Here is a 20,720-nt window from a genome sequence, read left to right as displayed (position 1 = left end):
TTTGATTATAAAATGAAAAATGCCCTTTTGATGTGGAAATTCTTGAATGCGACTCAAGAACTACATCAAAAGGGCGTTTTAATCTCTCATTAAAATAAGCAAGATGAATATTTATTAGAATAAACTTAGTCTTAAAAAGCAGCCTATTGAACTTGATTTTTGAATTCACCCTTCAAAAATATGGTGATGATCTTTTGAAAGGTTGGCTTAGTCTACAGGTTTAGTAATTACCTCGTTGATCCATTTATCAAGTTGACCAATGTCATAAATATTTTCAATATTTTTTAATATTTGCGAAAGTAAGACAGATTGTAATGATGTCCTAAGCTTTTGCTCAACCGTATCCATAACCTGGGAGATCACGCATTCTTTTTCATTTCCGTTATCACTGCCTTCAATGAAATCCTTGATAAGGTACTGACTATTAAAAATGCTACCCTTACCCTCAACAGCTGTAAATACCTGATATAAATTAATTTTATCCAATGGCCTTGAAAGGGAAAAGCCACCATTTTTACCAGGTGTTGAATTAACAAGCCCTTCGTGAACCAACGATTTAACAATTTTTTTTAAATAGGAGTGGGAAACATCTAATCGTTGACTAATCGCAATTGAGCTCAAAGTTTTGCCCTTGGGTAACCTCGATAGTAGCAATAGCACGTAGATACTTTGTTCCAGTCCTGATGAAATTTTCACTTGACATTCTCCTTATTTACACTTATATTTAAAATCATGATATTTAATTAGAGACAAAGAATGTGTCTAATGGATCTTATAGGCTTCTGAATTTGCGACGTAATTGGACCTATTGAATGTCTCCTTTATATCTTATCTTATTTTCAAAGGTATTGCTACTGAGGTGAATTGTGATTGTTTAAATTTAATGAGTCAAAATCAATTTGGTGAAATTTTGATTTGGTTGGTATCGGTCGACCATTGTTATTAGATCCAGAATGGATCACAAAATTAGGAGGGCAATAAGTTAATGGAACAAGAAGTGCAGTCTGCTAAGGCAAAATCAATGACTTTGCTATTTATTTTATCCTTAGGATTTGTGATGGCAGTTTTAGATACTACTGGAGTTGTTTTAGCAGTTCCTGAAATCAAAAAGTTCTTGGTTGTTTCAATTAGTGATTCGATTTGGATTATCAATGCGTATACCTTGGCATTAGGAACTTTTTTATTAGTAGCTGGAAATTTAGCTAATAAATTTGGTGCTCGTAAAATGTTGGTAACGGGGATGTCGTTGTTCATCGTGTCTTCGTTGGGATGTTCATTGGCTGGGAATATTGAATTACTGATCTTGTTACGATTTGTCCAAGGATTTGGTGCTTCATTGTTTATGCCAGCCTCCATGGCGATTTTATATCAAAGCTTTTCGGCTACTGGAAAATTGCCAAAGATGTTAGGAATTTGGACCACTATTATTTCCGTAGCCACCGGAACTGGCTCATTTGTTGGTGGTACATTGATTCAGTATTTTGGTTGGCGCAGCGTCTTCTTAATTAATGTACCTATTGGTATTGTGACTGTTGGATATGTTTTGATGACAGTTGACCGGGATCAATTAACGACGAATGTTAAAATTGACCTGGTAAGTAACTTACTACTAGTATTAACAATTTCAAGCTTAGTTATTTTTCTGGTTGAAGGTAATCAGTTTGGGTATACCGGTTGGCGAATTCTCTCGTTTTTGATTGCAACTATCCTATTTGGAATCTTATTTGTCATTAAAGTTAAACGAAGTTCAGCGCCAATTATCCCCAAACGGTTACTAATGAAACCAGAATTCACAGCGACGAACATAGTGGGATTTTTAACAAACGTTTCGTTGTATGGAATTGTACTGGTTTTGGGGTTATATTATCAAATGGCATTGCATTTATCCTCTATGATTGCTGGACTGTTAATTTTGCCAGGGATGACAGTTCTAATCATCGGAAACCTATTTTATACTAAATATGCCAATACAATTGGATCAAAGAAATTAGCGGTTTATGCCACCCTAGTGACATTATTGGGTGCAATCTCAATGTTTATAATTTCGTTCTTGGCGCAACCAGTTCCTGCTTGGATTATTATCATCAATTTTGCTATCATGAGTATAGGAATTGGCGTAGTTGTTCCAGCAAGTACTACATTATTAATGCAAGCTTCAGGTAAGCAATATTCAAGTATTGCTGGGGCAACTTTGAATGCCAATAAACAAATCGGTGGGTTATTCGGAACAGCTATCATGGGGATGGTAATCGCTAACTTAGGCTCAAACTGGAACGAAATTATCCAAATGACATTCCTAATTAATGTTGGTTTGTATGTGTTAGCCGCCTTCTTGTTAGTTAAGTTTGTAGCGAAACAAAAGGTTTAGAAAATCAAACCTTGTGTAGATAACGTTAAAAAAGTTTTGGATAAGTAATTAATTTTTGCTATTCATGGAGTAAAAGCTCTCCTTGTAATGCAACTCTAATTTTCAATAAAAGAGTGCTGCATCAAAAGGGAGTTTTTTATCAAGAGTACTTATTGAGAAAAGACTTTTCCTCTGAAGACGATCTCGCTTCTAGAGCGCAAATGGCTGATTAGAGTAAATGAAAGCCATTTTTTAGTTTCATCTGATTTGCAAACAGGTTTGTAAACTAGATTGCGATTTAGTTTTTGAACTTATTTTATAGTATTGATTTAAAGCCAAAAATTCGTTTTTGAGGTTCACAAACCTTATGAAAACCGTTTGTGAACCAGTTCCCGAAAGCTGATCTGGTTGATACAATCCTCCGAATCATCAATTAAGTGTTAACTCTCAATAGTTAAAGATTACTTTAGAACGCAGTCACCTAATGTTGTATTCTGCCGTCTATATGGTATGTTTATACTAAAGACCCCAAGGAGGATATTAAAAATGGTATGGATTATTTTGGGCGTAATTTTAGTCATTATTATCATACTCGTTGTTCTGTATAACGGCATTGTTTCTCAGCGAAATTTAGTTGACGAAGCAGCGAGTCAAATTGACGTTCAATTGCAACGACGAGCAGATTTACTGCCTAACCTACTCGAGACAGTTAAAGGATACGCAAAACACGAAAGAGAAACCTTAACAACGGTTACCCAAATGCGGGCAGCAATTTCTGATCCAAATGCCAGTTTAGCTGATAAGGTCAAAGCCGATAATCAATTGAGTGGCGCACTTAGTCACTTGTTTGCCGTTTCGGAAAATTATCCAGATTTAAAAGCTAATCAAAACTTTCTGTCATTACAGGAAGAGTTGACCAATACCGAAAATAAGGTCGCTTTTTCACGTCAAAACTATAACAGCAATGTGATGGCTTATAACAACAAGTTACAAACATTTCCAAGCAACGTGATTGCTAAATTTGGGAATTTCCCAGTTCGTGATTATTTGGAAGCCCCCGAAGGTTCAAAAGAAGTTCCAAAGATGAAATTTTAACGTTAAAGGAAGCTTCGTAAATGGAAACGATTAATCAACAAATCACCCAAAATCGAAGGCGGACGTGGCTGGTGTTGATTGGTTTCATCTTTCTGATTGCCGTAATCGGCTTTCTATTGGGACTGATTTTTGCCTACCAAGATGATCAGCCGGACATGAAAATTCCCGTCTACACAATGTTGGGCTTCTTGGCTGGTGCAGCAATTTATACATTCTTTGTGTACATGAGTGTCACCAATATTTTAATGAAATCCAGTCAGGCCCATCAACTTCAAGAGTCAGATGATCCAACGTTGTTCAATATTGTCAGTGATTTGTCAATGGCTGCCCATATTCCCATGCCTGATATTTATCTAATGGACGAGCAGGCTCCCAACGCATTTGCGACCGGCCGGGATCCGCAACATGCGGCTGTTGCGGTTACCAGTGGCCTTCGAGAGATGATGAATCGAGAAGAGCTTGAAGGGGTGCTGGCTCACGAAATTTCGCATATTAAAAATTATGATATTCGGGTTTCTTCTATAACGGTTGCCTTAACGACCTTTATTGCCGGTGCTGGTGCGGTGATGATTATTGCTGGAATCGGCATGATGCGAAGTGGCAATTGGTTGGGCTTCTTTGGCGATCGTGATCGGGATTCCAAGGACTCAAGTTATTTTTGGCTGGCAGTGCTGGCCTTTGGCTTTATCGTTTGGCTGGGCGGCTGGATCGTTAAAATTGTTGGTGTGCCGATCGCGCAAATTATGCAGTTTGCCGTTTCCCGCCAGCGAGAATCCTTAGCCGATGTTTCCGGAGTTAACTTGACTCGTGATCCTCAAGGCTTGATTGATGCGTTGGAGGTCTTAAAAAACGACTCAACGCCAATGAAGAATCCTGAAGCCAAGAGTGCGGCACTATACATTAATGAACCAACTGATCAACATGGCAAAACACCTTTTTTAGTAAGAATGTTTGATACACATCCACCGTTGGATGAACGAATTGCGCGGTTAAAGCGCCTATTGGGTGAACGATAGTTAAGACGATTTGGGCATCTTTTTTAAAGATCGACTTGACATGGTCGCTCAGTCGCGGTAGTATTCATGGCAAGAAATTTAATTGAATTCTAATAGTCATTTGCGACGAAGAGAAGAGTAAGGAAACTAGTAAAGTTGAAAAGCGACCATCGTTGGTGAAAGGGTGGACTGGAAAATTTCCTGAAGATGAGCTCTGAGCAATTATCAAAAGTGAAAGCTGGCGGTACGTGGGAATCACGATAAAATTCCGGGCATGAATGTGTCTTAGAGGTATCAACGGTGACGTTGGTACGAATAAATGGGTGGTAACACGATGAAAATCGTCCCTGTACAGATTGAACTGTGCGGGGACGATTTTTTTAATGGAAAGCGAGGAATTATAATGTCTGAATTTGATACAAAGTTAGTTCACGGAAAATCACAACACGATAATCAAACGGGTGCGGTTAATGTGCCGATTTATAACTCATCAACTTACGTTTACCCGAGAGCTGATTCAAAAGTAAGATGGGATTATTCACGGTCTGGCAATCCAACCCGCAATTACCTTGAAGACCAAATCGCAGCACTTGAGGATGGTACTCGAGGATTTGCTTTTTCGTCTGGTTTGGCAGCGATTCACGCAGTTCTTTCAATTTTTTCACCAGGTGACCACATTATCATTGGCGATTCAATTTATGGTGGGACATTTAGACTGATTAATCAATTCTTTGAACGTTGGCATCTGGAATTTACAGAAGTGGATACGCAAGATTTATCAGCAGTGGAAAAAGCCATTCAGCCGAACACCAAGGCGATTTATTTTGAAACGTTCACTAATCCATTGTTGAAAGTAACCAGTGTTAAAGCTATTTCTAAAGTTGCCAAGGCTCATCACCTACTGACGATTGTGGACAATACCTTTTTAACGCCATATCTGCAACGCCCACTGGATTTGGGAGCCGACATTGTCGTTCACTCGGCGACTAAGTATCTAGGGGGCCACTCGGATGTGGTTGCCGGAATCGCAGTGGTTAAGAATGAGGAGATTGCTGATCGTCTTTACTTTAATCAAAACGGTATCGGTTCAGTACTTTCGCCCGAAGATTCTAATTTGATTCGGCGAGGGATTCAAACGTTAGCAGTTCGAATGGATCGCCATTTAAGTAATGCTGCTAAAATCGTCAAATTCCTCCAAAGTCGACCGGAAATTGCCAAAGTCTACTATCCGGGCATTTCAGGCAGCTTGGACCACGAAATTGCCAGTGCTGAAACCAACGGTTATGGTGGCATCGTCTCGTTTGAATTGCAAAAAGGACTTAAGGCGACAAAATTTGTCGAGGGGCTTAATTTGATTCAATTGGCGGTTAGTTTAGGGGCTGTCGAGAGCTTGGTTGAGCTTCCTTACAAGATGAGCCACGCGGAATTGTCACCGGAGGATCAGTTGGCAGCGGGCATTACCCATCAGTTGGTTCGCTTATCTGTGGGTATTGAGGACCCTAAAGATTTAATTCAGGACCTTTCGCAGAGCTTGGACCGCTTGTCAGTTAGACAAAGTATCAGGGTGAAAGCATCAGAAAAATAAAATAATCATTGAATGCTTTGAAGCGAATGAATAGGTGGTTAATTGGATTCAAGAGAGCCGCAGGTGATGAAAAGCGGTATCCAATCACTTCCGAAGAATGGTTCGTGAGCACATATATGATGTCGACTAATTAGACATGATCGGCCACCGCCGTTATCCGGCTGGAGAAATTAGTTTCTCATAAAGGGTTTCTTTGTGAAAAGAAGCTTAAATAAAGGTGGTAACACGTCAAGAGCGTCCTTCTGTCATTGAGGCAGTGGGGCGTTTTTTCATCTAAATTGACTCGATTGTTTAAAAAACGACGTGACAGCCAGTCGTATGTCGGTTGGAAGATAGTGAAGACCTGATTAACGACTTAGACCAAGTCGTTAAACAAGCATTTAAGTGAGGTTAAGCAAATGACAACGATTACTAAGACAAATATTTTACCAGAAATTATTAATTTAAGACATCAGTTTCATCGTCATCCGGAATTATCGAATCAAGAGTATGAAACGACTAAGCAGATTTCAGCGATTTTGGCCAACTGGGGGATTCCAATTGTGCCCACCACTTTGGCTACAGGATTATTAGCGGAAATTAAGGGGAAACAACCTGGGCCAACCATTGCATTGCGGGCTGACATTGATGCATTACCAGTTCAGGAACAAACCAATCTGTCATTTAAATCCGAAACCCCTGGCGTCATGCACGCTTGTGGCCATGATCTTCATTTTTCCAGTTTGCTGGGGGCTGCTTATGTACTGAACGCCCAAAGGGAATCACTAAAGGGCACGGTTCGGTTACTCTTCCAACCAGCAGAAGAAGCCGGTCATGGGGGTGATCAAGTGTTGGCAAAGCACGTCTTGGGCGGTGTTCAGGCAATTGTCGGGTTTCACAATAATCCCAACTTGCCTGTCGGTCAGATTGCCCTTCAAGCAGGACCGTTAATGGCCGGTTGCTATCGATTCCTAGTTACCATTCACGGGGCTGGTTCCCACGGTGCCCGTCCTGAGAAGGGCCGTGATCCGATCGTCGCACAGGCAGCGATTATTTCACAGCTTCAAACGATTGTCAGTCGAAATAACAATCCGTTTGACGCGGTGGTCCTCAGTGTCACCAAGGTCCGAGCTGGGAAAACCTGGAATGTGTTACCTGGGGTAGCCACCTTTGAAGGCACCGTGCGAACCTTTTCGGATGAGCAAACGACGCTAGTTAAAAAGCGATTTTATGACATTGTGCAAAATACGGCTGCCGCGTTTGGGCAGACCGCTGATATTGACTGGAGTGTGGGTGCCTATCCGATTCACAACGATTCGACCATTACAGCAGTTGTGAAAAAGGGCTTAAAAACGCCTGTAATTAAGCCGGAACTAACGATGACTGGAGAAGATTTTGCGACTTTTGAAGCCCAAATTCCAGGGACGTTTGCCTTTATCGGTTCTAATGGCCGACCTGATGCAGCTGATTTGCATGATCCACAGTTTGTGGGTGAGGATGAGACGATTTCGACTGCCATCGACTATTTTGTCCAGAGCGCTCATAGTTTATTGACTTATTTTAATTCAATTAAATCTGAGGGGAGGCCGATTCATGACTAAAATTCTGGCATACCACGTTCGTGATGATGAGCAGCCGTTTATTGATGAATGGGCTACGCAACATCACGTTCAAGTTGATAGCGTTCCTTATGAATTGCATGACGAGACAGTTGACCAGGCGAAAGGATATGATGGGATTGACTACAAACAGCGTAGTGTCCTCAGTCAACGCCCGGACTTATATCGGAAGTTACACGCGTTTGGCATCAAACAGTTGGCAATTCGATCGGTAGGAATTGATTCGGTCAATTTGGAATGGGCCAAACAAAATCAGCTTAAACTTACCAATGTGCCGTCTTATTCACCACCAGCTGTGGCCGAACTCGTTTTAACCCAGGTCATGCAGCTGGTCCGGCACATCCCGCAGTTTAATCAGCGACTTAGTCAAAATGACTATATTGTTAACGGTCTTCGATCACGTGAACTATCGGAGTTAACCATCGGTATTATCGGGGTTGGTCGCATTGGTGGGACGGTTGCCAAAATCTTTCACGCACTTGGTGCAACGGTACTTGGCAATGATCTTTTGGCACCTCGGGATGACTTGAAGGGGATTTTGACCTATACCACAAAGGATAGCGTGTATCGGCAATCCGACATCGTAACCGTGCACGTATACTTTTCCGAACAAAATCGACATTTAATTGGGGAGCCGCAATTAAATTTGATGAAACAGACGGCTTTTTTAATTAACGATTCAAGGGGACCGGTTGTTGATACGGAGGCGTTAATAACGGCGCTTCAACAAAGCCAATTAGCCGGTGCTGCGCTGGATGTTGTGGAGCATGAAACTAATATTTTTAATTTGAAATTTGATAAACAAACGCCGGAACCGCTGTATAACGAATTAAAGAAATTGCCAAACGTTTTGTTGACGCCACATATTGGTTTCTTCACTGATATTGCGGTCGAAAATATGGTCAAGCAATCGTTGGATGATACACTGGCAATCATTGAGGGCCGGCAAAGTCGACATGAAATAAAAAGTGAGCGGACAAAAGCGGTTAACACCCGGAGTACAAGACGTTGATCGGGAAAATCCCGGTTTTGGATTTTTTTCGATCAATCTCTTGTACGCAGTGGTGTTGCTTTTTGGGAGCTGTCCTAAGAAAAGTGAGCGGACAAAAGCGGTTAACACCCGAAGATTAAAGCGTTTAGAAAGGTGAAGAATAGAAAATGGTGTTAATTCGAAAAATGACAATTGCGGATTATGACTCCGCCTATGCACTTTGGCAATCGGTTCCAGGAATGAACCTAGCTTCTTTAGATAATTCAGAACGGGGAATTGCCAAGGTAGTGAATCAGAATCCTGACTTATGTTTTGTAGCTGTTGATCAAGCGACGGTTGTTGGAACGGCATTAGGTGCAACCGATGGGCGAAAGGGCTATCTGTATCACGTTGCGGTTGCTAAAAACTATCAAGGGCATCATCTATCAAGCCAACTACTGGCCCAAGTGATGACTGGATTTAGACAACAGCATATTGATAAGATTGGCTTGTTTGTGGTAGCGGATAATGTAGATGGAAAGGCTTTTTGGCAGCATCAGGGATTTAAGACGCGACCAGATATTGAGTACTTAGATTTGGATTTGTAATTAGGCGTTTAGAGGAAGGAGAAGCCATATGAAAAAACATCATTACACATTATGGATCGTAGGATTGGTTATTGCTATTGTTGTGGTAGTAGGTGGTGCCTTTCTGTTTAAAAAAAGCTCAGCTCAAAGCAGTAGTGGCAAAACAATTGAGATTGCTACTGCAGGTACTATTTTCCCCAACGCCTACAAGCAAAATGGTAAGTTAACAGGTTACGATGTGCAAGTTGCTGAAGCGGCTGCAAAAGCAGAGGGATATAAAGTTAAATTTACAGTGACTGATTTTGATGGCATTTTTGGTCAGATCGATGCAGGAAGAGCAGATACAGTTGCTAATGATATTGGTGCAACCCCTGAACGAAAACAAAAGTACATTTTTTCAACTCCTTATAACAGAGAGACAACCAATATTGCAGTTAAAAGTAATGCTAAATATCAACAGCTAAGGGACTTGGAAGGTAAAACTGTAGCAACTAGTGGTGCCGGTAACAACTTCATTGCATCACTTAAAAAGTATGATTCAAAAATCAAGATCAAAGTTTATGAGACACGCGATCAAGCAATTCAGGCTTTAATCACTGGCCGAGTAAATGGCTTGCTGTATTCTCGAGCAACACTGAGTGCGATTATTAAACATCAAAGTTTGAAGTGGCGGGTTGTAAGAGGAAATGCTTCTTCTACAGATGTTGCTTATCCCTTTAAAGATGACCAAAAAGGTAAGCAACTAAGGAACACATTTAACAAGGGATTAAAGAAAATCCGAGAGAATGGAATGTTGAATAAAATTTCAAATAAGTATTTTGGATACGATATTACTAAGGTAATTTCAAAATAAGGATGATGGTGTGAGATGAAATTTGACTGGGGATACTTTTTTAATTTATTTCCACAGCTTATTAAATACGTTCCATTAACGTTACTGATGGCTGTGTTTGCAATGATCATTTCGGTGTTAGTTGGCGGTATTTTAACTTTAGCTTATTTGTATGCTGTTAAACCATTAAAATGGTTAGTAAAATTATATGTTTCATTCTTTAGAGGAATTCCTACACTAGTGCTATTGTTTATCGTTTATTATGGTTTTCCAGAAATTATACCAATTTTTAAAGGCGTTCCGGCATTAACAGCAGCAATTGTTGGACTGGGAATTAAAGAATCTGCTTACTTAATTGAAATATTTAGGGCAGGAATTTCGTCAGTTGATCAAGGGCAAATTGAGGCAGGAGAGTCCTTAAACTTTAGTTATTCAAGGATCTTTTTAAGCATTATTCTGCCACAAGCTGCCTTGAATGCATTGCCAGCCACAGGTAACACTTTTGTTTCGTTATTAAAAGAGACCTCACTTGCATTTGCACTCGGTGTTACTGAAATTTTTGCGGATGGAAAGTTACTAGCGAGCGCATCATTACGCTTTTTTGAGGTTTATGTAGCGGTCGGGCTAATTTATTGGGTGTTAATCATTATTTACTCGTGGATGCAAAAACTGGTTGAAAATGCTTTGGAAGCACCATACAGGAGGATTGCAAATGGCATTGATAAAAATCAAAAATCTATCGGTAATACTTGGCGACAAACAAGCGTTAAAGAACGTTAACCTGGAAGTTGAAGAAGGTTCTGTAACTGCCATTGTTGGTCCAAGTGGTTCTGGCAAAACTACATTATTGAGAACGTTAAATCTTTTGCAACTTCCAAGCGAAGGCGGTTTGGAAGTTGATGGAATTTCTGTTAGTGCAAAGAAAATTTCAAAATCAACAGTCAAGCAATTTAGGCAAAAATCGACAATGGTGTTTCAGCAATTTAATTTATTTAAAAATCTAACGGCATTAGAAAATGTCATGTCGCCGTTGATTTACAACAAACTCGCCAAATTTGATGAAGCCCGTCAATTAGCTTTAAGCATTTTGAATGAGTTTGGACTAAGCGAAATTGTTAATCAATATCCAGTGACATTGTCTGGTGGTCAGCAACAACGAGTTTCAATCGCCAGGGCACTGATTTCAAAACCAAAGGTGGTGTTATTTGATGAACCAACTTCTGCTTTGGATCCAGAGATGGTTTCGAGCGTTTTGAACATCATCGCAAAATTGGCTTCGCAAAATATTACTATGATTATTGTGACCCATGAAATTGAATTCGCTAGGCAAATTGCGGATCAAGCTATTTTTATTGAAAATGGCGAAGTGATTGATCAAGGACCAGCTAAAACACTTTTATCAGTAAAAGGAAATGGACGTATTTCCGATTTCGTTAATTCATTGGAAAATCGACATCAACCAATCTTATAATAATTAAGCGCTTTAAAACTAATTCTTGACACTTTCACTATAAAATTGTTAGTATTATTTGGAGAAAAAAACGTTAATGTGTTGATGAGAAGAGTAGGACAATAGTTTGCGGATTAGAGACTGTCAGTTAGTGAGAAGACGGCCGCAAACTTGTGTGAAGATGAACTCGGAGCTAACTATCGCAGGTGCAAGCTTGAGATACGTGGGAATCACGATACCATTCCGGGCATGAAGGTGTCTTAAGGTATTGACGGATGACGTCAATACAAAATCGGGTGGTAACACGGCTCAGTCGGGTCGTCCCTCTGCATACTAAATGTGCATAGGGACGACCTTTTTGTGATAATATAGAAAGCCGTTATTATAGGACAGCTCTTTTAAGTCACACCATGACTGATCGGGGATTAAACTGAAAAATCCAAAAGTGGAATGGTTCAGTAGAACCGGTTTGATCAATCAAATTAATGAGTTATTTAAAGGGAGGAATTGGACAATCATGTGGCATATTATTCAATCATCGACGCCTCAATTACTGGCAGCCGGACTTAAGTATACGATTCCGATTGCCATTGTTTCATTTATTATCGGCTTGATCATTGCCCTATTTACAGCATTGATTCGGCTATCATCCAAGCGGGGCGCTTTTTTGATTTTAAAAGCAATCTTTCGCTTTTATGTTTGGCTATTTCGAAGTACGCCGCTACTGGTTCAGCTGTTTATCGTCTACTTTGGCTTACCTTACCTAAAGATAAAGGGGGTCTTTCCAAATGGCATCCAATTAAATCCGGTAGTGGCCGGTGTGATTACGTTCTCGCTTAACACAGGCGCTTATTGTTCGGAAACCATTCGGGCGTCGATCCTGTCAATTCCAGAAGGGCAGTGGGAAGCAGCCTACTCAATTGGGATGACCAAATCGGTTGTTTTAAGGCGGATTATTTTACCCCAAGCGATTCGAATTTCTCTGCCACCACTGGCTAATAGCTTTATCAGCCTGGTAAAGGATACCTCGCTGGCTGCTTCAATTACGATTGTCGAAATGTTTGAGGTGAGCCAACAAATTGCTGCACAGAATTATCAACCGCTGATTATGTACAGTCTGGTAGCCGTTTATTACGCAATCTTCTGTACGATTTTGACGTGGTTGCAAGGGTATTTGGAGAAGATAACCTCCCGTTACGTTACAACAAGTCGATAAGGGGGATGAAACATGTTAAAGATCGAAAACCTAACGAAAACTTTTGGAAACCATGAAGCTTTAAAGGCAATTTCAACGACCTTTCCGGAGAATCAAACGACCGTCATTTTGGGCCCGTCAGGTTCCGGAAAATCAACGCTTCTAAGGTCATTGAATTTTTTGGAGAAACCGGAATCCGGCCATTATCACTTCGATGATTTGGACATTGATTTAGCCAAACCGGTTTCCAGTCAGACAATTCTAAATATTCGGCGGCAAACCGAAATGGTATTTCAAGGTTATAACCTGTTTCCACACTTATCCGTGATTAAAAATGTCATGGAAGGCCCGGTTCAGGTGTTGCACAAGAGTAAAGCCGAAGCTCACAAGCAAGCGGCTGAGTTGTTAGCAAAAGTCGGTTTGGCTGAAAAGGCGGATGTGTATCCGGCTCAGTTATCCGGTGGTCAGGCGCAGCGAGTTGCCATTGCCCGATCTTTGGCGATGCATCCCAAGTACATTTTTCTTGATGAACCAACCAGCGCACTGGATCCGGAACTTGAGCTGGAAGTTTTGAAAGTTTTGCTGCAAATTGCTAAAGAGAAGCAATCGATGATTATTGTGACGCATAATTTAGCCTTTGCAAGGCAAGTTGCTGATAAAATAATCTTTGTAGAGGATGGCCGAATTTTGTTTGATGGTTCGACGCACGATTTCTTTGCGACAAAGAATCAGCGCATCCTGGACTTTATTTTGGCAATGACGTTTTCAGATTTGGAGGAATAAACAATGCAGTTTGGAAAGAATATAAAACGAATTGGCTTGGCACTGGGAGTTGTGGCTGCCGGAGTTTTACTAACAGCCTGCAGCTCAAATAGTTCCAGCAAAAAGGGCTATCAATCAGAGTTAAAGCAAAGCAAACAGTTAACCGTGGGGCTTGAAGGCACCTATGCACCTTATTCATATCGAAAAGACGGCAAGTTGACCGGTTTTGAGGTTGATTTGAGTAAAGCAGTTGCCAAGAAGATGCATTTGAAAGCCAACTTTGTCCCAACCAAGTGGGATAGCTTGATTGCCGGTCTGGGTAGCAATAAGTACGATGTTGTTTTGAACAATATCGCCGAAACACCGGAACGCAAAAAGTCCTACCTGTTCTCAACACCGTACATTTACTCGCGATATGCCTTGATTACTAAGGCGGGTAATCAGTCGATCAAGACGCTGAAAGATGTTAAGGGCAAGAAGCTGGCTGAAGGCACCGGCACCAACAATGAAACGCAAGCTAAAAAGCTGGGTGCCAAAACCGTGCCATCCGGTGACTTTACCACTTCACTGGCACTAATTCGTCAGGGCCGAGTTGATGGTGCAATCAATGCCCGGGAAGCCTGGTTTGCTTATGCTAAGAGCAATTCCACCAAAGGACTGGTCTATCACAAGGTTGCCGATTCACAAGCTGAGCCGGTTAAAATTTCAGCGATGTTTAACCAAAAGGATACCAAATTAAAGACCAAGTTCAACCAGGTCCTGCAACAGTTACGAAAAGATGGCACCTTAACTAAATTATCGAAAAAGTACTTTGGTGAAGATATCACCCAAAAGTAACTGGCTAAAAAATTTCAAAATTCTGGTTGACAATTAAAATAATGTGCGTTAGATTAAAGTCACATTAAAATTTCGATTAAAAGATGCCATGAAGAGGAGAGTAGCTTCGTCAAATCATTTCAGGGAGTTCCGGTTAAGTGAGAAGGAACAATGATGAGTGAAGCGAAAGTAACCTCTGAGCAGTAAATGCGAAGCAATGAGTGTTTACGGAGAGCACGCCTTAAAGTGCCGGTGTATCGTCGAAGCAATTCGGCCGTACATGTTGAGGCAGTTTGTGTGAGCAGACTGTAAATTAAGGTGGTACCGTGCTAAAGCGCCCTTGATCTTTCATAGAGAAGATCGGGGGCGCTTTTTTAATCGAAATTTTAACTGGTGATCAAGTTGTTAGTTGGGAACATTAAAAATTGGAGGCTGATGTTTATGAAATTTGCAATGATTGGTGCGGGCGCGATGGGATTACGATACGGAATTCTACTGCAGGAAGCCGGCAATGACGTCACTTTTATCGATACGTGGCAGCCACATATTGATAAGATCCGTGAACAGGGTGGCGTCTACGTCATGCGAGATCACAAAGATCGGCACTTGACCAAAATTAAATTAGAGACACCGGAGAGTTATACCGGCGACCCCGACATGTTCATCTTTTTCGTTAAGCAGATGCAGCTGGAAGACTACTTAAAGCGATGCGCCCACCTCTTTAATGATCGGCAATATGCTTTCACTTGTATGAACGGAATGGGGCACATTGAAAAGCTGCAGAAATACTTTGCCGATGACAAGATCATTGGTGGGACCGCCTTGATTGCGACGGTTCTACCAGGACCGGGTGAGGTTGACTTTATGGGCAAGCGTGGCGCCGGCATGATGAATATGTGCCCATTAAATGAGAAACCGGATGAAATGACGCATCGGCTCTTCCATGAACTGGAAAAAGCACAAATGCATCCAACGTTGACGGACGATTTTACCGGCACATTGATGACCAAAGTTATTTTTAATTCGGTTATCAACACCATCTGTACCATGTTTGAAATTCCGATGGGTGAATTTGGCAACTTCCCGGGAGCCTACCAAATGGGGCGCCAGTTGATTGACGAAGCCTACGATATTTGTGCCCGGGCCGGAATTAAATTGGTTTCAAGCCGGGACGAGGAAATGGCCGCGCTGGACCATAACACCCGAATTGACATGCCGTTACACTATCCGTCAATGTACCAGGATATGATTAAAGATCGGCCAACAGAAGTTGATTACATTAACGGCTACATTGCCAAATTAGGTCGGAAATACCATTATGAAGCGGCAACTCATCTGTTCGTTACTCAAGCTGTCCATTTAGCTGAATTCCATCGTCAAAATGAAGCTAAAAAACGAGCAGCTGAGGCATTGGCTGAGCCAAATCGTCAAGCTCAAACGGCTTAATCGGCGTAGAACCCAAGGGGATGAACGCGATACTTGGCAGCCATTTGATGAAGCGTTGCGAATAGTTCCTCCTGTTGATCGCGCGTGCCTGAAATTTCAATGTAAAACGCGTATTCTCCCAGTTGGTTTTTCGTCGGTAATGACATTAGGGTGACTAAGTTTAAGTTAACGCTGGCAAAGTAGCCCAAAATGTCATAAAGGGTTCCCGGTTTGTCATTGGTTGCCGGTGTGACAAATAGCGGGGCCTTGAAACGATTGGTTTTGAGCGTCGTTTTGGCAAGAGTTGGCAGCTTGGCCGGTTGGGCTTTAAAAATGATAAATCGAGTTCGATTATCAGTCTGATCGGCGACCTGATTTATCATTAGTTCAGCACTTTGATTCGCCATTTGAGATTGGGGAATCAAAGCAGCTTCTCCAGCTTGACCGGCTAAAAACTTGTTGAGCGAGACCATGTTGGAAGACGTGGTCACAATGTGGGCATCGGGGATTTTGGCCAATAGTTTCTGACATTGCCCTTCTGTTTTAAATTGCACATATAATTGCTTAATTTCATTTAAGCGCTTCACGTTTGCCACTAATCCAAAGTTAACTGGAATAGTGATCTCACCGATTTCCGTAACATCGGCCGTTTGGAGACGTTGAAGAGTTGCGGACACATAGCCATCGAGTTGATTCTCCAATGGCAATAATCCGATGTTGTTTCCGTTAACAGCTTGATAAACCTGATCAAAAGTGGGGTGGTAATCAAACGTTATATGGGTATCTGGCTGGGTTTTTAAATAGGCCTTTGCGGCCGCATCAGCGAAAGTCCCTTCAGGACCGAGAACTGAAAATTTCATTAATTGTCTCCTCCACGATAGTTAAATGATGAATACTTATTGGATTTGTTTTCACAATTATCTCATGGATTGAACGAATTTGAAAAATGAGTCATTGAATTCAAAAACTTCCCCCTGATCAGCTAAGTTGGCATGTCACTGCTTGGCAGATCAGGGGGAAGTTTTGTCGGGAATCTTAAGATTGGGCAAAATTCGGTCAATTTTTGTGAAAAATGATTATAATGAGTAACTATTAATGTTTCGAAAATGGATACCTAAAATAGGCTGTTAAGATTTAAGAGGTTATTTTTAAAATGAAGATGAAAAGATCAGTTGTTAAACCATTATTAATTCCGCTAACGGCTGCGACCGCCGGAAGTTTTTGGTTGAGTTATCGATTATTCAAATATGCTTTTGAGCGGGTGGATCATGTGCCGCCGACTTCTAAAGAAAAGCAAAAATATGCTGACGACTATTACCGCTACGTTGATTGGATGAAGCAAGTGCCTTCCCAGACATGGACGTTAAATGCCCAGTCACCGGAGAATAAGGTGGTTGCCAGCTTTATCCCGGCCGACTCACCAACCACGGATACGGTCATTGTTGCCCATGGTTATAAGGGTAATCGTGAAACAATGGCTAACTATGTCAAGATGTTTCACGACATGGGTTTCAACGCATTAGTGCCGGACGATCGCGGCCACGGTGAAAGTTCGGGTCAGTACATTAACTTTGGCTGGTTGGATCGATTGGATTATTTGCAGTGGATTCAGCGAGTGATCTCGCATGTTGGCCAGGATAGTCGAATTTTACTGTTCGGCGTCAGCATGGGTGGGGCGACCGTTGAAATGATTTCCGGGGAAACATTACCGCCACAGGTGAAAGCATTGATCGCCGATTGTGGATATGCCAGCATCAAAGAAGAGTTGACCTACCTGTTGAAGCAGCAATTTCATTTGCCGGAATACCCAGTGGAACCATTGGTTAGTGGCATTAATCGCCATTTTCTCGGCTTTTCACTGGATGATGTGTCATCGACCAAGCAACTTGCCAAGAATCGTTTACCAATTTTGTTCATCCATGGTGGGCGAGATACCTACGTCCCCGTTCATATGGCGTATGAAAATTATCGGGCCACCAACGCGCCTAAACAGCTATGGGTAGTTAAGAAGGCCACCCATGCCGAGAGCTTTTGGTATGATCCAGCGGCTTATAAGCAGCGGGTAACGGCGTTTTTAAAGACCTATTTCAAATAGATGCACTGGAGATTTAACAATTAGTAACTGCCATCAGACTATTTGAGCGGTTCAAAAATTAAGGCTGACATTAACAAACCTAACGTGAGATTTGCTGATGTCGGCCTTAATTGATGCTTTAGTAAGTTTACTTCTTTGTTGGTTTTGAGTGGGGCACCGTTTTCGGATGCCTGCTACTATCATTATCATCTACGTCATCAATATTAACGAAGGCGCTGATCCCTTGAACAAAAAGTATCAGGATTAACATGATCAATCCGAAAAGGCCATAGTAATGTTTAATGAATAATACCACAACAAACCAGATGAAAAAATAGAAGTTTGAAGTTTTGTAGAATCTCTTGTTGAAAGAAACTGGCGACTTCTTCACTGGCGATCACCCTTTCTGTTCTTAATTCGTTTAATACTGGTAAAAGCGTAGACTCCTTGGACAATCGCAACTGAAACTGGCCAGGCAATCTCTGATGTGTCGTGTTGAAGTAATTTGAAAATCACTCTTCCAACAAAAACTAACGAGAAATAGAAGCTAAAACTAGTAAAGAATCGGTGATTGAATGAAATAGAGAAATTTTTCAAGTTTTCACCTCCTCATATTAGCATCGTGGAAGTATCGATTAGGACAACTTTTGCTTTGTGTAGTAAAGATTTTAATGAGTTGCGATATCGCGCTCCTTTTTCTTATACCTGTTAAATGTTGTGCATAATAGCTAATTAGTTTCTCTTTCTATATTAACGATTATACTTCAAACATAATATTACTTACAAGTATTATTTTTATAACTAATTAAATTGATAAATGCTTTAAACAAATGTAATTCACCGATTGTTCACAGTTTTTTCAAAATTATTTCAAACTTTTTTCGTGGGATCACCACACTTTGGTCAGATAATGTTTAAGTTGAATGTTCACTTTATCTCCCGATTTATTTAAAAGCAGCAAGCCATCACGAGGTGAAACTGTGGGGCTTGTTGATAATCATGATAAAAGCTAAGAAATGGTATACAGAAAGGCCGTGAGTTAAATACGTTATCGCTATATTTTGACTATCATCGTACTAATGGTGCTGATGTACTGCGTTGACTATTATTCTTTAATAGGATCGCGAACCTTATTAAGAGTAGCTTGGATCGGCTACCTGGCAACAGTCTTTATTTGTGGTTATAAACTTGTTGTTCATTGGAATGATCACAAATGAAGCTAGGTAAACTACTGGCCCAGACCATACTCAAAAATTGGGATTCATTTTCATCTCACTTAAGGATAGATTAACCCTTTTAATAGCAGCGTCTGAGGTCTCTTAGCCACTATTTATTAATTTAGCTTTGCTTGATCAACGATTTTCTTGGCTTGGAGCAAACTAAGCGGGTAATATTTCTGACGTAACTTTTTAATGGTCATAATCTCGTCATAACTTTTTAATAGGGTAGTAGCTTCCAGTATCAAAGTGTCTTTATCAAAAGTAATAGCCGCTTTAAGTTTTCTTATTTCTCGAGATTGCAAATAAATTAACAATAATAGGGCAAGAATAAACGAAATCAGTAATAAGCGCATCTACTTTCCTCTCTTTCAATTACTTTTCAATATTCTCTGAAATATACCTTACAAGTTTACATTAAGAGACCATTTTTGGGTAGGTTCTGTGTCTCAGAAATCTATTCCATTTAAAAATTTTTTGAAGGTCTTGATAACGGTTAGCTTGGTCGCAATCAGTACAATGATTTAGCTTATCAAAGATGTGGCGCATTAGTTTAATGTGTAAATCTAGTTTAATTTTCTGCACATTAAAGGGGAATTAATACAGCGAAACCAGACTAATTTTCTCTTAGATTAAATTATTTTCAGGTAAATATTATATTTTAAAATAACGAATGAGACTGTGTTTATGTACGTAATCGACTCAATCGTGAGTATCCACAAATGTATCTGAAATTCGTCGTAAAACAACAATACATTAATTGGACACAAAGTTAACAACTTACCATCATTCATTCTCATGAATAGAGAACTTAATTTTAAGCGGAATTTTTCGTTTAACGTAAGATCTGTAAAGGGATGACCCCAATAGGCTGGATGAATATGAACGTGAAGTTAAAATATAAAGATTCATATAGTTGCATATAATTGGTTTTGAGCTAAAATGAAACCGCTTTTAAGAAATGTTGGGAGGAAGCAAATGGCTGGTATTAAAAAATCGAGGTGATCGTTATGTCCCTTAAAAAGATTATTCTAAGTTGCGGGACAGTTCTTTTGGTATTAATTGCCATGCCAATCGCTAATGCTAAGTCGGATGAAAATAGTTACCAAGTAGGAAACATTAATGATTCTTGGGGCCTTCAGTTATCTAAAGAGGGGTATGTTTTTCGATTGGACCCAGATCGGAATAATGATGGTCTTTGGAGTGAACCAACAGGCAAAAATCGTTATAGAATAACGACTCATAAAACACTTCGTCAACTGATTCATCGTCAAACCAATTTTAAAATCTATCGTGTTTGGCAATATCAAAATGGTCTCCAATACAAAGTAGTTTCTCAATCTGGTCGTTATCGAGGCTGGATTGATCACGCTGGTGTTTATAATAAATATAGTTTGGATCCACAGCTCCAACCGATTATTAAACAGGAAAAACGCGTGATTAATAGCGTTAATGCCAAATATCCTAATACAACACATTATCGCCAAGTTGATTTTAAAAAATATCAGAATGACTTGATTCGAGCGACTAAGATTGCTCAAAATCTCAATGGTAATCAAAAGACAGTAGCACTAAAGTCCTTGAAAGAGGTTAAGGAATATCTTAAAGATCGTCGGTCGGATCAGGTTCCTACGATACTATGGCCCTAGTGTAACGTATCTTTGATATACTTAAAAATTTACTAATCAGTTACGAGCGTAATATCGGGATACAAGGAGCGCAATTTAATGCGGGCATCCGCGGTTGTGAACTGCCAATGAATCGCTTTTTTC

General features: G+C 40.5%; 20 protein-coding genes and 1 other annotated feature. Of the genes, 16 read left to right on the top strand and 4 right to left on the bottom strand.

Annotation, left to right across the window (positions count from 1 at the left end; genetic code table 11):
• Nucleotides 1–207: 207 nt before the first annotated feature.
• The gene (locus ED605_RS05730) at nt 208–696 is read right to left on the bottom strand and encodes an Rrf2 family transcriptional regulator (RefSeq protein WP_121977946.1); all 489 of its coding nucleotides are present in this window, start codon (nt 694–696) and stop codon (nt 208–210) included.
• A 289-nt stretch (nt 697–985) separates the two neighbouring features.
• Here ED605_RS05730 and ED605_RS05725 point away from each other — a divergent pair, with 289 nt between their 5' ends.
• The 14 genes from ED605_RS05725 (at nt 986) to ED605_RS05660 (ending at nt 15,678) form a co-directional block, all read left to right on the top strand.
• The gene (locus ED605_RS05725; RefSeq protein ID WP_121977945.1) at nt 986–2,368 is read left to right on the top strand and encodes an MFS transporter; all 1,383 of its coding nucleotides are present in this window, start codon (nt 986–988) and stop codon (nt 2,366–2,368) included.
• A gap of 525 nt (nt 2,369–2,893) precedes the next feature.
• Nucleotides 2,894–3,442, top strand: coding sequence for a LemA family protein (locus tag ED605_RS05720; RefSeq protein WP_121977944.1), 549 nt, complete (start codon nt 2,894–2,896; stop codon nt 3,440–3,442).
• 20 nt (nt 3,443–3,462) lie between these two features.
• Nucleotides 3,463–4,458, top strand: coding sequence for a M48 family metalloprotease (locus tag ED605_RS05715; RefSeq protein WP_121977943.1), 996 nt, complete (start codon nt 3,463–3,465; stop codon nt 4,456–4,458).
• Between the two features lie 382 nt (nt 4,459–4,840).
• Nucleotides 4,841–6,022, top strand: a complete 1,182-nt coding sequence (locus ED605_RS05710) for a trans-sulfuration enzyme family protein (RefSeq protein WP_121977942.1) — start codon at nt 4,841–4,843, stop codon at nt 6,020–6,022.
• A gap of 398 nt (nt 6,023–6,420) precedes the next feature.
• Nucleotides 6,421–7,602, top strand: coding sequence for an amidohydrolase (locus ED605_RS05705; protein WP_121977941.1), 1,182 nt, complete (start codon nt 6,421–6,423; stop codon nt 7,600–7,602).
• Nucleotides 7,595–8,632, top strand: coding sequence for a D-2-hydroxyacid dehydrogenase (locus ED605_RS05700; protein ID WP_121977940.1), 1,038 nt, complete (start codon nt 7,595–7,597; stop codon nt 8,630–8,632). The genes ED605_RS05705 and ED605_RS05700 overlap by 8 nt, the downstream gene beginning before the upstream one ends.
• A 146-nt stretch (nt 8,633–8,778) precedes the next feature.
• The gene (locus ED605_RS05695; protein ID WP_121977939.1) at nt 8,779–9,198 is read left to right on the top strand and encodes a GNAT family N-acetyltransferase; all 420 of its coding nucleotides are present in this window, start codon (nt 8,779–8,781) and stop codon (nt 9,196–9,198) included.
• 28 nt (nt 9,199–9,226) lie between these two features.
• Complete coding sequence (locus ED605_RS05690; RefSeq protein WP_121977938.1) at nt 9,227–10,030, top strand: transporter substrate-binding domain-containing protein; 804 nt, start codon at nt 9,227–9,229, stop codon at nt 10,028–10,030.
• Between the two features lie 15 nt (nt 10,031–10,045).
• Nucleotides 10,046–10,789: an amino acid ABC transporter permease gene (locus ED605_RS05685; protein WP_121977937.1), complete on the top strand. Its 744-nt coding sequence runs from the start codon at nt 10,046–10,048 to the stop codon at nt 10,787–10,789.
• Entirely contained in the window at nt 10,722–11,480 is a 759-nt protein-coding gene (locus ED605_RS05680; RefSeq protein ID WP_121977936.1) for an amino acid ABC transporter ATP-binding protein, read from the top strand. The genes ED605_RS05685 and ED605_RS05680 overlap by 68 nt, the downstream gene beginning before the upstream one ends.
• A 496-nt stretch (nt 11,481–11,976) precedes the next feature.
• Nucleotides 11,977–12,675 (top strand): amino acid ABC transporter permease, encoded by a 699-nt coding sequence (locus tag ED605_RS05675; protein ID WP_121977935.1) that lies wholly within the window; start codon nt 11,977–11,979, stop codon nt 12,673–12,675.
• Nucleotides 12,676–12,687: 12 nt separating this feature from the next.
• Entirely contained in the window at nt 12,688–13,437 is a 750-nt protein-coding gene (locus ED605_RS05670; protein ID WP_121977934.1) for an amino acid ABC transporter ATP-binding protein, read from the top strand.
• Between the two features lie 3 nt (nt 13,438–13,440).
• Nucleotides 13,441–14,253, top strand: coding sequence for a transporter substrate-binding domain-containing protein (locus tag ED605_RS05665; RefSeq protein WP_121977933.1), 813 nt, complete (start codon nt 13,441–13,443; stop codon nt 14,251–14,253).
• A 79-nt stretch (nt 14,254–14,332) separates the two neighbouring features.
• Nucleotides 14,333–14,577: a binding site (T-box leader), on the top strand.
• Nucleotides 14,578–14,673: 96 nt separating this feature from the next.
• Complete coding sequence (locus ED605_RS05660) at nt 14,674–15,678, top strand: ketopantoate reductase family protein (RefSeq protein WP_121977932.1); 1,005 nt, start codon at nt 14,674–14,676, stop codon at nt 15,676–15,678.
• On the opposite strand, the gene ED605_RS05655 is transcribed toward ED605_RS05660, so the two are convergent.
• On the bottom strand, nt 15,675–16,517 hold the full coding sequence (locus tag ED605_RS05655) for a prephenate dehydratase (RefSeq protein ID WP_121977931.1): 843 nt from the start codon (nt 16,515–16,517) through the stop codon (nt 15,675–15,677). The genes ED605_RS05660 and ED605_RS05655 overlap by 4 nt on opposite strands.
• 299 nt (nt 16,518–16,816) lie before the next feature.
• On the opposite strand from ED605_RS05655, the gene ED605_RS05650 reads away from it, so the two are divergent.
• The gene (locus tag ED605_RS05650) at nt 16,817–17,752 is read left to right on the top strand and encodes an alpha/beta hydrolase (protein WP_121978310.1); all 936 of its coding nucleotides are present in this window, start codon (nt 16,817–16,819) and stop codon (nt 17,750–17,752) included.
• Between the two features lie 366 nt (nt 17,753–18,118).
• On the opposite strand, the gene ED605_RS05640 is transcribed toward ED605_RS05650, so the two are convergent.
• Both ED605_RS05640 and ED605_RS05635 read right to left on the bottom strand, forming a co-directional pair.
• A complete protein-coding gene (locus ED605_RS05640; RefSeq protein ID WP_121977929.1) occupies nt 18,119–18,328 on the bottom strand; it encodes a hypothetical protein in 210 nt (69 codons plus the stop codon).
• A gap of 736 nt (nt 18,329–19,064) precedes the next feature.
• The gene (locus ED605_RS05635; protein WP_121977928.1) at nt 19,065–19,304 is read right to left on the bottom strand and encodes a hypothetical protein; all 240 of its coding nucleotides are present in this window, start codon (nt 19,302–19,304) and stop codon (nt 19,065–19,067) included.
• Between the two features lie 654 nt (nt 19,305–19,958).
• Between ED605_RS05635 and ED605_RS05630 the strand changes: the two genes are divergently transcribed.
• The gene (locus ED605_RS05630; protein WP_121977927.1) at nt 19,959–20,597 is read left to right on the top strand and encodes a hypothetical protein; all 639 of its coding nucleotides are present in this window, start codon (nt 19,959–19,961) and stop codon (nt 20,595–20,597) included.
• Nucleotides 20,598–20,720: the final 123 nt, after the last annotated feature.

Origin of the sequence: Lentilactobacillus raoultii (assembly GCF_900411375.1) — a bacterium.
Lineage (GTDB): Bacteria > Bacillota > Bacilli > Lactobacillales > Lactobacillaceae > Lentilactobacillus > Lentilactobacillus raoultii.
The sequence above is the reverse complement of the archived record's forward strand: the minus strand, read 5'-3'. Positions and strand labels throughout refer to the sequence as shown.

What these genes read in the sequence shown, in the direction of transcription:
- ED605_RS05725 (WP_121977945.1), top strand. Translation starts at nt 986, where the DNA reads ATGGAACAAGAAGTGCAGTCTGCTAAGGCAAAATCAATGACTTTGCTA.
- ED605_RS05720 (WP_121977944.1), top strand. Translation starts at nt 2,894, where the DNA reads ATGGTATGGATTATTTTGGGCGTAATTTTAGTCATTATTATCATACTC.
- ED605_RS05715 (WP_121977943.1), top strand. Translation starts at nt 3,463, where the DNA reads ATGGAAACGATTAATCAACAAATCACCCAAAATCGAAGGCGGACGTGG.
- ED605_RS05710 (WP_121977942.1), top strand. Translation starts at nt 4,841, where the DNA reads ATGTCTGAATTTGATACAAAGTTAGTTCACGGAAAATCACAACACGAT.
- ED605_RS05705 (WP_121977941.1), top strand. Translation starts at nt 6,421, where the DNA reads ATGACAACGATTACTAAGACAAATATTTTACCAGAAATTATTAATTTA.
- ED605_RS05700 (WP_121977940.1), top strand. Translation starts at nt 7,595, where the DNA reads ATGACTAAAATTCTGGCATACCACGTTCGTGATGATGAGCAGCCGTTT.
- ED605_RS05695 (WP_121977939.1), top strand. Translation starts at nt 8,779, where the DNA reads ATGGTGTTAATTCGAAAAATGACAATTGCGGATTATGACTCCGCCTAT.
- ED605_RS05690 (WP_121977938.1), top strand. Translation starts at nt 9,227, where the DNA reads ATGAAAAAACATCATTACACATTATGGATCGTAGGATTGGTTATTGCT.
- ED605_RS05685 (WP_121977937.1), top strand. Translation starts at nt 10,046, where the DNA reads ATGAAATTTGACTGGGGATACTTTTTTAATTTATTTCCACAGCTTATT.
- ED605_RS05680 (WP_121977936.1), top strand. Translation starts at nt 10,722, where the DNA reads ATGGCATTGATAAAAATCAAAAATCTATCGGTAATACTTGGCGACAAA.
- ED605_RS05675 (WP_121977935.1), top strand. Translation starts at nt 11,977, where the DNA reads ATGTGGCATATTATTCAATCATCGACGCCTCAATTACTGGCAGCCGGA.
- ED605_RS05670 (WP_121977934.1), top strand. Translation starts at nt 12,688, where the DNA reads ATGTTAAAGATCGAAAACCTAACGAAAACTTTTGGAAACCATGAAGCT.
- ED605_RS05665 (WP_121977933.1), top strand. Translation starts at nt 13,441, where the DNA reads ATGCAGTTTGGAAAGAATATAAAACGAATTGGCTTGGCACTGGGAGTT.
- ED605_RS05660 (WP_121977932.1), top strand. Translation starts at nt 14,674, where the DNA reads ATGAAATTTGCAATGATTGGTGCGGGCGCGATGGGATTACGATACGGA.
- ED605_RS05655 (WP_121977931.1), bottom strand. Translation starts at nt 16,517, where the DNA reads ATGAAATTTTCAGTTCTCGGTCCTGAAGGGACTTTCGCTGATGCGGCC.
- ED605_RS05650 (WP_121978310.1), top strand. Translation starts at nt 16,817, where the DNA reads ATGAAAAGATCAGTTGTTAAACCATTATTAATTCCGCTAACGGCTGCG.
- ED605_RS05635 (WP_121977928.1), bottom strand. Translation starts at nt 19,304, where the DNA reads ATGCGCTTATTACTGATTTCGTTTATTCTTGCCCTATTATTGTTAATT.
- ED605_RS05630 (WP_121977927.1), top strand. Translation starts at nt 19,959, where the DNA reads ATGTCCCTTAAAAAGATTATTCTAAGTTGCGGGACAGTTCTTTTGGTA.